This window comes from Pseudoxanthomonas mexicana (genome assembly GCF_001556105.1).
GTDB lineage: Bacteria > Pseudomonadota > Gammaproteobacteria > Xanthomonadales > Xanthomonadaceae > Pseudoxanthomonas_A > Pseudoxanthomonas_A mexicana_A.
Genome location: NZ_LSIF01000106.1, coordinates 1 through 12,618, shown reverse-complemented (window position 1 = coordinate 12,618; position 12,618 = coordinate 1). Strand labels below are relative to the sequence as shown.

At 69.0% G+C, this 12,618-nt stretch carries 11 protein-coding genes and 1 riboswitch; of the genes, 5 read left to right on the top strand and 6 right to left on the bottom strand.

Translation table 11 applies throughout. The features are described from left to right. Positions 1 to 58 precede the first annotated feature (58 nt). Entirely contained in the window at positions 59 to 985 is a 927-nt protein-coding gene (locus AX730_RS17910) for a peptidoglycan DD-metalloendopeptidase family protein (RefSeq protein ID WP_083538070.1), read from the bottom strand. Next, complete coding sequence (locus AX730_RS17905; RefSeq protein ID WP_083538068.1) at positions 982 to 2,076, bottom strand: NHL repeat-containing protein; 1,095 nt, start codon at positions 2,074 to 2,076, stop codon at positions 982 to 984. The genes AX730_RS17910 and AX730_RS17905 overlap by 4 nt, the downstream gene beginning before the upstream one ends. Positions 2,077 to 2,189: 113 nt before the next feature. Further along, positions 2,190 to 2,306, top strand: a riboswitch (SAM riboswitch). Between the two features lie 91 nt (positions 2,307 to 2,397). Between AX730_RS17905 and metX the strand changes: the two genes are divergently transcribed. From metX to AX730_RS17885, 4 genes are all read left to right on the top strand, one after another. Beyond that, positions 2,398 to 3,444, top strand: coding sequence for a homoserine O-succinyltransferase MetX (metX, locus tag AX730_RS17900; protein WP_062358558.1), 1,047 nt, complete (start codon positions 2,398 to 2,400; stop codon positions 3,442 to 3,444). Beyond that, positions 3,441 to 4,664, top strand: a complete 1,224-nt coding sequence (locus AX730_RS17895) for an O-succinylhomoserine (thiol)-lyase (protein WP_062358557.1) — start codon at positions 3,441 to 3,443, stop codon at positions 4,662 to 4,664. The genes metX and AX730_RS17895 overlap by 4 nt, the downstream gene beginning before the upstream one ends. After that, entirely contained in the window at positions 4,661 to 5,734 is a 1,074-nt protein-coding gene (locus AX730_RS17890) for a homoserine dehydrogenase family protein (RefSeq protein ID WP_062358556.1), read from the top strand. The genes AX730_RS17895 and AX730_RS17890 overlap by 4 nt, the downstream gene beginning before the upstream one ends. Positions 5,735 to 5,816: 82 nt before the next feature. Next, positions 5,817 to 7,160 (top strand): c-type cytochrome, encoded by a 1,344-nt coding sequence (locus tag AX730_RS17885; RefSeq protein WP_062358555.1) that lies wholly within the window; start codon positions 5,817 to 5,819, stop codon positions 7,158 to 7,160. 9 nt (positions 7,161 to 7,169) lie between these two features. Here AX730_RS17885 and AX730_RS17880 read toward each other — a convergent pair whose 3' ends face one another. Beyond that, the gene (locus tag AX730_RS17880) at positions 7,170 to 8,105 is read right to left on the bottom strand and encodes an alpha/beta fold hydrolase (RefSeq protein WP_232310296.1); all 936 of its coding nucleotides are present in this window, start codon (positions 8,103 to 8,105) and stop codon (positions 7,170 to 7,172) included. A gap of 120 nt (positions 8,106 to 8,225) precedes the next feature. After that, entirely contained in the window at positions 8,226 to 11,336 is a 3,111-nt protein-coding gene (locus AX730_RS17875) for a ligand-binding sensor domain-containing diguanylate cyclase (protein ID WP_062358554.1), read from the bottom strand. 181 nt (positions 11,337 to 11,517) lie between these two features. Between AX730_RS17875 and AX730_RS17870 the strand changes: the two genes are divergently transcribed. Continuing rightward, a complete protein-coding gene (locus AX730_RS17870; protein WP_198147245.1) occupies positions 11,518 to 11,928 on the top strand; it encodes a helix-turn-helix domain-containing protein in 411 nt (136 codons plus the stop codon). A 39-nt stretch (positions 11,929 to 11,967) separates the two neighbouring features. On the opposite strand, the gene fosX is transcribed toward AX730_RS17870, so the two are convergent. Then, on the bottom strand, positions 11,968 to 12,372 hold the full coding sequence (fosX, locus tag AX730_RS17865) for a FosX/FosE/FosI family fosfomycin resistance hydrolase (RefSeq protein WP_083538067.1): 405 nt from the start codon (positions 12,370 to 12,372) through the stop codon (positions 11,968 to 11,970). A 4-nt stretch (positions 12,373 to 12,376) separates the two neighbouring features. After that, a partial coding sequence (locus AX730_RS17860; RefSeq protein ID WP_198147213.1) for an L-serine ammonia-lyase, iron-sulfur-dependent, subunit alpha occupies positions 12,377 to 12,618 on the bottom strand: 242 nt, incomplete at its 5' end.

Sequence of the window (12,618 nt, the reverse complement as noted above, 5' to 3'; positions counted from 1 at the left end):
GTGGAGCAAGCGGGAAGGCGGCGATTATACCGGCCGGGGTGCTCCCGGGCCGGCCCGGTCAGCGGCTGGACGGGAACTGCAACTGGCCCAGTGGGCCGAACATGCGGAACGGCACCGATTCCAGCCGCATGCCGCGATTGGCCTGCACCACGAAATGCAGGTGCGGCGCCGTGGAAAAGCCGGTATTGCCGGACATGCCGATGTATTGGCCCTTGCTGACGTACTGGCCGACGCGCACCTGCGCGCCCTCGGGTTTCAGGTGGGCGTACAGCGCCATGCTGCCGTCGGGATGCAGGATGCGGATGAAATTGGCGCGACCGCCGTACTTCTCGCGGTTCAGGCCCGCCTTGTCGAAATCCGATTCCACCTGCATCACCAGCCCCTCGCGCGATGCCACGATCCGCGTGCCCTCGGGCACCGCGAAGTCGACGGCGTGCAGGTTCTGCACATCGCTGTGGCTGAAGCGGCCGCCCGGGCCCTGGTCTACGCGCACGCGGCCGTAATCGAATGGCAGCCGGTACTCGTAGTCCTGCGGACGGCTGCCCGGGTCTCCCGGCATGCCGTCGAGGGTCAGTTCGAAGTCGCCGCCCCGCAGGGGATCGGTGACACTGATGTTGGCCACCAGCACGCTACTGCGCGCCGGCACCACGGCGCGGGCAGGCAGCGTGGGCGCGCTGCGCACGTCGCGCTGGCGACGGAAGCCGAGCTGCACTTCCACCGGCCCGTGCATCAGGTTGTCGGCCCAGGCTTCGTAGCGCGCGCCTTGTCTTTCCAATCTCAGGCGCACCAGCGCACTGGGCGGGTTGCGGAACCGCATGACGTCCACGCCACTGCCGGCCAGTTGCTCCGGCGGCGGCGGTTGGTCGCCGTACTGGGTATAGCCCTGCTTGTCCTTCCAGCGGTAGAGGCGGGCGGCGCCTGCGTCACCGATGCTGCCGACGAGCACGGCGAGGCCGCAGGCGAAGGCCAGCCAGCGTGCGCTCACCGCGGGCAATCGCCTTTCAGGTCGAGCGCACGGGCGATGTCGCGCAAATCGAACGCCGCCAGCGACACGTCGTTGTGCAACGCGAACAGCGCGCCGGCGGGGAAGCGTCGGGTCGGCATGGCGTAAACCGTTTCGCCGTCGGTGTTCGAGGTCACCTTGCCCGAAAACACCCCGGCAGGCGCCAGCGTGGCGCGGTCGAACAGGCGGAACCGCGTGGGGGTCAGCTGGTCCACCGCCACCCAGTAGCCGCCGTCGGCGCTGCACGACCACAGTGCGATGCCCTCGGCATCGGCATCGAACGTGGGCAGGCTGTGGCCGTTGTAGGTGGCGGTGGCCAGCGTGTAATCACGCAGGGTGGAACCGACGCGACGGTCCTCCTCGGCGATCAGCAGGCGGCCATGCGCCGGGTCGCCGGCGATCGACTCGACCATGCGCAACGCGCCGGCCGGGCCGGTGTCGCCGAACTGGCCCAGCAGCCGGGCTTCGACCTTGCCGCCCTCCACCACCTTCACCTGGAAGCGCTTCACGCGGCCGTCCAGTTCGGCCATCGGCGGCAGGGTCATGGTGCGGAAATCGGCCATGAAGCTGTCGGTGACGAACAGTTCCAACTCGCCGGGGGCCGTTTCGTGCACCCACAGACCGTACGGGGAACGCAGCACGTCGTCGCCGAAGGCCCCGAGCGGGGCGAACTCCGGCAGCCGGAACGCCTGCACGCGATGGTTGTCGCGCTCGGCCACGAACAGCAGGTCGCCGAACACGGCGATGCCATTGGGGCGGTTGAACTGGCCCACCGCGCTGCCGGGCATGCCGACGGTGCGTAGCCGGTGGCCGCTGTCGGCGTCGTAGATGGCCAGGTGGTGACGGGCCTTGGCGGTGGCGATCAGCCAGACCTGGCCGTCGTCCGTGGGCCACGCGACCAGAGAGTCCAGTTCGTCGCCGGCCACCGGTGCGGAGACCCAGGTTTCGGTGATGACCGCGTCGGCCGCGGTCTTCGGCGGCGGGGCGGGGGGCGTGGAGGTGTGCAGAGGGGCGGTGGAGCAGCCGGCCAACAGGACCGCGCAAAGACCGCCCAGAAGGTGATTCCGGGTCATGTCATGGATTATGCGGCATCGCCGCAGCCGTCGGCAGCGCGATCGACGTCAAATTTCATCGCTTCATCCGAATAAAGCGATTGACATGCCGTGGCGACGTGGGCACAGTACGTCCACCATCGAGACCGGCAGAGGGACAGGCCCGAAGAAGCCGGGGCAGCCAGCGACGCGCAAGCGCCGTGGTGGTGCCAAATCCTGCGGGGACCTCAGCGTCTGCCGGAAGATGGTTCGTACCGTGTCCTCGGCACGGCGAACGCGAGCTCCGCGAAGCTCGGTGGTGCAGTCCCGTCCCGCAAGGGGCCACGCCCATCGGATGCCGCCATGAGTTTCGTCAGTCCCGCCCTGAACCGCCTGCCAGAACCGTCGTCGATCGACGGTTTCCCGTTGCCGTCCACGCAGGACGACAGTCCGCGCGCCCTGCGCGGCGAAGTGGTGGTCGAACTGGCGATGCGCCATGCCGGTGCACGCGCGGTGACCCTGCGCTACGAATTGCAGGGGCCTGTCGGTGCACCCGTCGTCTTCGTTGCCGGCGGCATTTCCGCCCATCGTCACCTGACCGCGAGCGGCGTGTTTCCCGAGGGCGGCTGGTTGAACGAGCTGGTCGGCACCGGCCGCGCGCTGGATCCGGCCCGGCGCCAGTTGCTCGCGTTCGACTTCATCGGTGCCGACGGCCGCCTCGATGCCCCCATCGACACCGCCGACCAGGCCGACGCCATTGCCAAGTTGCTGTCGGCGCTGGGCATCGCACGGTTGGACGCCTTCGTCGGCTATTCCTACGGTGCGCTGGTCGGCCTGCAGCTCGCCGTGCGGCATCCGGACCGGCTGAAGCAGCTCGTCGCGGTCAGCGGCGCCCATCGCGCGCATCCTTATGCGGCCGCCTGGCGCGCGCTGCAACGCCGTGCGGTCACGCTGGGCCAGCTGCAGTGCGCCGATGCGCAGGGCCTGTCGCTGGCGCGCCAGTTCGCCATGCTCAGCTACCGCACGCCGGAGGAATTCGGCGAGCGTTTCGATACGGCACCGGAAATCGTCAACGGCCGCGTGCGCGTCGCCGCCGAGGACTACCTGGATGCCGCCGGCGCGCAGTACGTGGCGCGCACGCCGGTGAATGCCTACGTGCGCCTGTCCGAATCCATCGACCTGCACCGCGTCGATCCCGCCGATGTGCGCGTGCCCACGCTGGTGGTCGCGGTGGAAGGCGACCGCCTGGTGCCGCTGTCCGATTCCGTCTCGCTGGTCGAAGGCCTCGCCACGCTCGGCCAGTTGCGCGTGCTGCGCTCGCCCTACGGCCATGACGCTTTCCTGAAAGAAACCGACCGCATCGATTCCATCCTCACCTCGGCCCTGCGCGCCGCCGGAGACCTCGCATGAGCAGCTACATCCCCACCGACGCCGACGCGCCCTGTCGTCCCGCCACCGCCGCCGTCCGTGCCGGCATCGACCGCGACACCGCCTATGGCGCGGTGACGCCGCCGATCGTGCTGTCGTCGAACTTCAGCTTCGCCGGCTTCGCGCAGAAGCGCGAATACGACTACACGCGCAGCGGCAATCCCACGCGCGACCTGCTGGCCGAAGCGCTGGCCGAACTGGAAGGTGGCGCCGGCGCGGTCATCACCGCCACCGGCATGGGCGCCATCACGCTGGTGCTGAACGCATTGCTGGAGCCGGGCGATCGCCTGGTCGTGCCGCACGATGCGTACGGCGGCAGCTGGCGCCTGTTCAACGCGCTGGCGAAGAAGGGCCACTTCGAGCTGATCACCGCCGACCTGACCGATCCGCGCTCGCTGGCCGATGCGCTGGCGCAGTCGCCGAAGCTGGTGCTGATCGAAACGCCGTCCAATCCGCTGCTGCGCATCACCGACCTGCGCTTCGTCATCGAGGCGGCGCACAAGGCCGGCGCGCGCACGGTGGTGGACAACACCTTCCTGTCGCCCGCGCTGCAGACGCCGATCGCGTTCGGTGCCGACATCGTGCTGCACTCCACCACCAAGTACATCAACGGCCACAGCGACGTGGTCGGCGGCGCGGTGATCGCGCGCGATGCCGAGACGCACCAGCAGCTCGTCTGGTGGGCGAACGCGCTGGGCCTGACCGGGTCGCCGTTCGATAGTTTCCTGACCCTGCGCGGCTTGCGCACGCTCGACGCGCGCCTGCGCGCGCACCAGGAGAACGCCACCGCCATCGCCGCGCTGCTGGACGCGCACCCGGTGGTGTCGAAGGTCTATTTCCCGGGCCTGGCGTCGCATCCCGGCCACGCGGTCGCGGCGCGCCAGCAGAAGGGCTTCGGTGCCATGCTGAGCGTTGAACTCGACGGTGGCGAGGAGGCCGTACGTGCCTTCGTGGAAGGGCTGCGTTACTTCACCCTGGCCGAATCGCTGGGCGGCGTGGAAAGCCTGGTCGCGCATCCGGCGACGATGACCCATGCGGCGATGACGCCGGAAGCGCGCGCGAAGGCCGGCATCACCGATGGCCTGCTGCGCCTGTCGGTCGGCATCGAAGCCACCGACGATCTGCTGTCGGACATCACCGCGGCGCTGGAACGTGCGGCAGCGGTTGCGGCGGAATCCAAACGCAAGCTCGCCGACGCATGAGTACCGTCGTCCGCCTGGCGGCCGCGTCGCGATCCGCGCCGAAGCTGGCCTTGCTCGGCACCGGCGTGGTGGGCAGCGCGTTCGTCGCGCGCTACCAGCGCCTGCAGGAACGCGCGCTGCCCTTGCCGGCGCTGGCATGGCTAGCCAATTCGCGCGCGCTGCACGCCTGTGAGGGCTCCGCGCTGCAGACGCTGGACAACGCCAGGCGGGCCGCTGCCGGTGACGATGTGGTGCCGCCGTGGGCGGAAGGCGAGGCGCTGCGGTCCGGCGACATCGTGGTCGATGCCACCGCCAGCGACGCGGTCGCCGACCGGCATGCCGAATGGCTGGCGCGTGGCGTGCATGTGGTGACGGCGAACAAGCTCGGCGTCGGCGGCGCGCTGCAGCGTGCGGACGCCATCGCACGGGCGCGTACCGATTCCGGCGCGGGCTATGGCGACGCCGCGACGGTTGGCGCGGGCTTGCCATTGCTGCGCAGCCTGCGCGCGCTGGTCGCCGGTGGCGACCGCATCCATCGCGTCGAAGGCGTGCTGTCCGGCTCGCTGGCGTGGCTGTTCAACCACTACGACGGCATGCGCGCGTTTTCCGGCTTCGTCCGGCAGGCGCGCCAGGCCGGCTACACCGAACCCGATCCGCGGCTGGACCTGTCCGGCGAGGACGTGCGGCGCAAGTTGCTGATCCTCGCGCGCGCCGCTGGCTTCCCGCTGCAGACCGAGGACGTGCGCGTGGATTCGCTGGTGCCGGCGGACCTCGCCGCGTTGCCGCTGGCCGAGCTGGATGCCGCGCTCAACCAATTGGACGCACCGCTGGCGGCGCGCTTCAAGGACGCCTATCGCAACGGCGCGCGCCTGCGCTTCCTGGGCCGCTTCGATGCCGAACGCGCGAGCGTGGGGCTGCAGGCGCTGCCCGAGGACCATCCGTTGTGCGGCGGTGGCGGCACCGATAACCGCGTCGCGATCTACAGCGACCGCTACCCGGAACAGCCGCTGGTCGTGCAGGGGCCAGGCGCCGGTGCCGAGGTCACGGCCGCCGCCCTGCTGGACGACGTGCTGGCCATCGCCGCCGCGTAGGCCATCTTCCTGCCGGGAGGTGTCCGTGTCCGGACGCCTGCCGCGTTGGCTCCGTTCGACACCCGTCATCCGGAGCGGTCTGATGCGCCTGACCTCGTACGTGCGGACCGTGCTCACGGGCGGATGCCTGCTGCTCATCGCGGCGTGCGGGGAACACGCGACACCCGCGCCCACCCCCAGACCCGCACTGCCGACGATCGCCCAGCAACCGCCGTTGCCCGGCTTGCGCATCCGCCCGCTGACCGATCGCACGTTCGAGCGCACCGAGGCGCGGCGCGAACGCGGACGCTATCTCGCCGACGGCATCCTCCAATGCGCGCTGTGCCACTCGGACCGCGACTGGGGGCAGCCCGGCGCACCGCCTGTACAGAGCCGTACCTTGGCCGGGCATGTATGGAAGGACGAAGGCACGACACGGCTGGTCGCACCGAACCTGACGTCCGACGTGGAGACCGGCGTCGGCGGCTGGAGCGACGACATGCTGGCGCGCGCGATCCGCGAAGGCATCAGCCATGACGGACGGCCGCTGCATCCGCAGATGTGGTATCCATCGTTCTCGATGCTGTCGGACGAAGACCTCGCCTCGGTCATCGTCTACCTGCGCTCGTTGCCGGCCATCCGCAATCCGCTGCCGCGTACGCAGCTTTCCGACGAACAAGTCCAGCGCATCGTCGGTCGCCCCATGCCGATCACCACGCCCGTGCCGGGCCCGGTCGACGACAGCCCGCTCGAACGCGGACGCTACCTGGCGGCGATCGGCGATTGCGGCGGCTGCCATACGTTGTGGGAAGCCAAGCGCTTGCCGGGTGCGTTCGCCGGTGGCAATGCCATCTCGCGGGATGGCAAGGACATCTACAGCACCAACCTCACCCCGCATGCCACCGGCATCGACTACGACGCCGCGGCGTTCGTCCAGTTGATGCGCACGGGCAAGCAAGGGCTGACGCATCCGATGATGCCGTGGGCCGCGTTCCGTCACCTGACCGACGAGGATCTCCGCGCGCTGCATGCGTTCCTGCAGACCCGGCATCCCGTCGCGCACGCCATCAGCAACCTGGCGCCGCCGACGATGTGCGCCGTATGCGGGCAGACGCATGGCCTGGGCGACATCAACCAGCGGGTGAAGCCGAAGGGCGTCACCGTACCGGAGGCGACGCTGCGCGACTATGTCGGCACCTACCGTGTCGAACGCTACGACTGGACGCTGCGCATCACGCTCGAACACGGCCGTTTGCACGCACAGTCGGCGGACGGACCGCCCGCCGACCTGGTCCCGCTCGACGACACCCTGTTCGCCATGGACGGCGGCCTGGGTCCGCTGCGCTTCCGGCGCGCGGCGAATGGAAAGGTGGACGCGGTGGTCTCGAAGGACGTCGATGACGTCGTCCTCGCACGGATCAGCGACACCACCGCGCCCGCGCCGTGAGCCGGATCGTCAGGGAACGTTGATCGCCTTCAGCAGGTCGGCGTTGAAGCGCGCCGGGTCCTCGACCTGCGGCGAGTGGCCCAGATCAGCGAACTCCACGAGCGTCGCGCCAGGAATCGCCGCGGCCGCGCGCCTGCCCAATGCCGGATAGTCGCCCAGCCGCTTCGCCACGTCCGCTGCTGCGAGGTCCTTGCCGATGGCCGTGCGGTCCTTCAGGCCGATGAACAGCGTGGTCGGCGCCGCGATGCGCGGGAATTCGTACACGACGGGCTGGTTGAACACCATGTCCGACGTCAGCGCCTGGCTCCAGGCCACCGCCTCGCGGCCGTCGCCGGCGTACATGCCGCCCAGCATCCCGACCCACTGCTCGTACGCCGGCTTCCAGTCGCCGCTGTAGTACACGGTGCGCTGGTAGTCGCGGATGCTGTCGAAGGACGTTTTCAACTCGCGCTCGTACCATGCATCGATGCTGCGCCAGGGCACGCCTTCGGCCTTCCAGTCTTCCAGCCCGATCGGATTGACCAGCACCATCCGCTCGGTCGACGCCGGGTACTGCAGCGCGTAACGGGTCGCCAGCATGCCGCCCATCGAGTGGCCCACGATGACGGCACGGTCGATGTCGAGGCGGACCAGCAGTGCCCGCGTGTTGGCGGCCAGCTGGCCGAACGAATACTGGTAGCGCTGCGGCTTGCTCGATTTGCAGAAGCCGATCTGGTCCGGCACCACCACGCGGAAGCCGGCGCCCGCGAGTGCCTCGATCGCGGACTCCCACGTGGCGGCGCAGAAATTCTTGCCATGCAGCAGCACGACGGTGCGGCCATTCGGCTTCGCGGGTGCGACGTCCAGATACGCCATCTCCAGCGGCTGCGCCTGCGAGGTGAAGGCGAAGGTCTGCACCGGTCGCGGGTAGTCGAAGCCTTCGAGGCGGGCGCCGTAGCGGGGCATGGATTCGGCCTGCGCGACGGCGCTGAACGCGAGCAGCGCGGCCAGCGCAGGATAGGTGATCTTCATGGGGGATTTCTGCAGCGTGGCAGGACAGCGTATCGCGGCCACGTTGCAGGAACGTCAATCCGCCTGCGCGGTTATCGCCGGTGTCGGATGATGCGGGCCACGCAACACGAGATGACCGCTGCGGACCAGGTCGCCCGGGTCGCGTCGCAGGTGGTCCACCTCCAGCGCGGGCAGCGGCAGCGGCGTGGCCTCGTAGAGCGCCCAGCCATTGCGCCCACGCGCCTTGACCTCGTAGAGCGCGCGATCCGCCAGCGAGACCAGTTGTTCCCAGCCCAGCAGGTCGGGTGCGGCCGGGAACGGCGGATAGCCGATCAGCCCGAGCGATGCGGTCACCTGCAGGCGCGTGCCGGCCACGTCCACCGGTTCCAGCGCGATCGCCGTGCAGATGCGGCGCCCGAGTGCATGCAGCTCGTGTCGCGGCATCGGCCGGAACACCATCAGGAATTCCTCGCCGCCCCAGCGGATCACGTAGTCGCCATCGCGCGACAGCGTGCGCAGCCGGTGGGCCACCGTCTGCAGCACATGGTCGCCGACCTGGTGCCCGTGGCCATCGTTGATCGATTTGAAATGATCGATGTCGAGCAGTGCGAAGGCCAGCACGTCCACGCCGGCGGCGAAGCCGGGCGTGCGCTGGTAATAAGCGATGTCCGCCGGCAGTTGCTGGGTCAGGTAGCGGCGGTTGTGCAGGCCGGTCAGCGGGTCGGTGAGACTGAGCGCCTCCAGTTGCCGGTTGGCCTGCTGCAGGTCACGCGTGCGCTGCTCCACCAGGCGTTCCAGTGCGACGCGACGATTGTGGTGGCGTCGCAGCACCCAACGGTTGGAGAGCATCACCAGGATCGCCAGCGCGACGGCGAGCACCAGGTAGAACCACGGGCTTTCGTAGAAGTACGGTGCGATCGCGAACGCCTGCGTCGCTGCGGTGCGGCCGGATACGCCGCTGTTGTTGGTGCCCAGCACCTCGAACACGTAGCGTCCCGCGGGCAGGTTGGTATAGGTCGCACTGCGCTGGTGCGGATCGTCCAGCAGCTTCCACTCGTCGTCGTAGCCCTGCAGGCGATAGCGGATGTCGATGTGGTCCGATGCCTGGAAGCTCAGCGTGGTGAACTCGAAACGCAGATCGCGCGCGGCGCTCGGCAACGACCATTCGATCGCGCGCTCCGCCGGCCGCCATTGCCCCTGCACCTGGACGCGTTCGATCACCGACTCGGGCAGGTAGTCATTGGCCAGCGACTGGTCGGTCGCCATCACCACGATGCCATCGCGGGTCGGCAGCCAGAGTGCGTTGTCGACCATGAAGCCGCGGCTGTTGCCGGCACCATTGCAGCAGTCGCCTTTCTGGCCGCCGTGGCGGTCGCCGCGTTCGTTGAGCAGCGTGCGCGCCGTCACCCGGAACGCGGGGTCGTCGGCGGCATTCAGCAGGTCCGCCACGGCTATCCGGTAAATGCCGCGCAGGCCACCTGCCCACAGGAAGCCGCTGGCGTCCTCGGCGAAGAAGAACGGAGCATTCGCCGGGACGCCGCGCGTCTTGTCCAGCCGCGTCCAGCGCCGGCCATCGAACAGCAGCATCATTTCTTCCGACAGCGCGCCGGCCAGCCACTGGCCGCCGGCGAGTTCATGCAGGGAGACGATGTGCGGCGCATCCAGGCCGGTGCCGGTGAGTGGCAGGGCGACCAGGTGTTCGTCGATGAATTCGTACAGGCCGCTCTGCGTGCCCACCAGCAGCCGTCCGTCGCGGGTTTCCATCAGCACGCGCACGCGCACGTCGCGCAGTCCTGCGCGTTCTCCGTAGTGACGCAGGCGATCGTCGCCTTGCGTCCACCGGTACAGGCCGGTACTGGTGGCGAACCACACGCGCCCCTGACGATCGCGCACGATACCGTTCACCTGGGCCGCGTCCATCGCCGTCAGTGCGCGTGGCCGCTGCACACGGCCATCGCGGTACAGCGCCGCGCCGTTGCGCGTGCCGATCCAGGTCTGACCGTTCTCGGGCAGCAGGCTGTACGCGGCGGGATGCGGCAGGTCGCGCCCCGCGACCACCTCGTGGAAGCGGCCGTCCTGCAGCACGCTCACCCCATCGTCGCTGCCTACCCACACGCGACCATCCGGTGCCTGCGCGATGGACCACAGCAACGGCTGGCGCAGCCCTTCCGCAGTGCTGTAGCGGCGCGTCCAACCGTTCCACGCGCGGCTGGCGCCCTCGTTGTTGCTGCCCAGCCACAGGTTGGATTCGCGGTCTTCGTAGAAGGCGCGGATTTCGGCCAAGGGTCCTTCGGCACGAATCCGTTCCAGCAGCCGGCCCTGCTGCAACCGGTACAGGGTGTCGCGCGTGCTGGCCCAGAGGATGCCGTCGCGATCCTCGTGCAAGGCCAGCACGCCACCGCTGACCGCCGCCACGTCGCGATGGCGCTGCCAGTGCTGGCCATCGAGCACGTAGAGGCCGCTATCGCAGCCCACCCAGAGGCGCCCGTCATGGCGGGTCAGCGAGGTGATGGTGGCGAGTGACGCGCCCGCCGGAAGCGTCATGACGCGTTCGCCCGCGCCATCGAAGACATGCACGCGTCCGCGTCCACCGACCCAGAGCGTGCCGTCATCGTCCACATGCAACGCCAGTGCGCCGCCATCGTCGATGGGATGCAGGGTCTGCAGGCGGTCGGCCACCACGACCATGACGCCGCGCGGCGTGGCGGCCAGCAGCCGGCCCCGCGCATCGCGTGCCAGTGCGCGCACGTCCACGACACCGGCCGGTTCGCCCGGGGCGACCGACAGCGTCTTCATGCGATTGCCGTCGCGAACCGCCAGTCCCTGCGGCGTGCCGATCCACAGACGGCCTTCGCGATCGGTGTGCAGGGCCTGGATCCAGGTGCTGGGCAGCTCCGGCGTGTTGTCGAGGTCGTAGTTGGTGAAGCGCACGCCGTCGAACCGGCTCAGGCCGGCCTGCGTGCCGAACCAGAGGTAGCCGGGCCGGTCCTGGGCGATGGCGAGCACGCTCAGCTGGGGCAGGCCCTGTTCCAGGCTCCAGTGGTTGCGTACGTAGTGATGGAACGACTTGGACGGGTCCAGTGCGTGCGCGGTCGGGCAAAGCGCCGCCATCCCGCCCAGCAGGGGCAGGCACCAGGCCGCCAGTCGACGCCGCCAGGAAGGCCGGCTGCGGCGGATCTTGTCCACGGACTGGGACAGGACGCGTCTCCGGTAAGTCGGTTTACCAAAGTACGGTATCGGCGCAGACCCGCACGCCTAAAGGGGCGTGTCGGGCAGGTGTCGTGTCGCTGTCGTGGCGTCACGCCCCGCGCCGGGGGAGGCTGGAGGCCAACGTACACTGACCGGAGCCCAGCGAACGACGATGGACATGAAACTGAACGCGGAACGGATCCGGACCCTGAGGGAGCAGCGCGCCTGGTCGCAGGAGCATCTGGCGTCGGTCGCCGGGCTGAGTGCGCGGACCCTGCAGCGGATCGAAGCGGGCTCAGCCGCGACGCAGGAGACCTGCCTGGCGCTGGCCGCGGCGCTGGACGTGCCGGTGGCGGACCTGGTCGGCGGTGGTACGGATGGCGGTGCGACGGGGTCGCCGGCGACGGTCGACCCAACAGCGGGCAGAGTGCCGTCCTGGGTGGTGATGGCGCTGCTGCTGGTCCTGCTGGTGGTGTGGTTCGGCTACACGATCGGCAAGGATGCGGCCCTGCGCGACAACCGTGCGGACGCCGCGTGTACGTCCGACGCCGCTGCCTGCGAGCAGGCACGCGATACCCTCAACCTCTGAGTCGAGCGACGCGAACGGCATCAGACCCCGAGCAGAACGTCATTGCCCCGATCGATAACGATGAAGGCGCTGTTCCAGCGTGCCCGCATGCAGTTCGAAAAGGTGGTTGTCGTAGTCGTAGACGTACAGCGACATGCCCTCACCCTCCACGCGGGGCCTCGGGGGACGGATATCGACGCCCAGGGCCTCGAGTCTTGCCTGGTAGACCGGAAGGTCGGATTCGCTCACCTTGAACGCGACGTGCTGGTAGGAGCGTTCGGTAGGCGGCTCGCCTTCCATCGCTGCCAGCCATACGTTCCCCAACAGGAAGAATTTTTCGCGGGACAGCGAAAAGTCCTCACCAGCACTGTCGTAGACCTCGCATGCGCCAAGGCCTTCGCAGAGGAAGGTGGTCATGCGTGCGAGATCGCGGACGATGAAGGTGATGTGGCTGACGCCGTCCACGGGTTCAACACTCGATGACGTTGACGGCCAGTCCGCCGCGACTGGTTTCCTTGTACTTGTCCTGCATGTCGCGACCGGTGTCGCGCATGGTCTTGATCACCTTGTCCAGGCTGACCTTGTGCTTGCCGTCGCCACGCATCGCCATGCGGCTGGCGTTGATCGCCTTCACCGCGCCCATCGCATTGCGCTCGATGCACGGGATCTGCACCAGCCCGCCGATCGGGTCGCAGGTCAGGCCCAGGTTGT

Coding starts and splice junctions, on each gene's coding strand:
- AX730_RS17905 (WP_083538068.1), bottom strand. CDS start 2,076: ATGACCCGGAATCACCTTCTGGGCGGTCTTTGCGCGGTCCTGTTGGCC.
- metX (WP_062358558.1), top strand. CDS start 2,398: ATGAGTTTCGTCAGTCCCGCCCTGAACCGCCTGCCAGAACCGTCGTCG.
- AX730_RS17880 (WP_232310296.1), bottom strand. CDS start 8,105: ATGCCCCGCTACGGCGCCCGCCTCGAAGGCTTCGACTACCCGCGACCG.
- AX730_RS17870 (WP_198147245.1), top strand. CDS start 11,518: ATGAAACTGAACGCGGAACGGATCCGGACCCTGAGGGAGCAGCGCGCC.
- AX730_RS17895 (WP_062358557.1), top strand. CDS start 3,441: ATGAGCAGCTACATCCCCACCGACGCCGACGCGCCCTGTCGTCCCGCC.
- AX730_RS17885 (WP_062358555.1), top strand. CDS start 5,817: ATGCGCCTGACCTCGTACGTGCGGACCGTGCTCACGGGCGGATGCCTG.
- AX730_RS17890 (WP_062358556.1), top strand. CDS start 4,661: ATGAGTACCGTCGTCCGCCTGGCGGCCGCGTCGCGATCCGCGCCGAAG.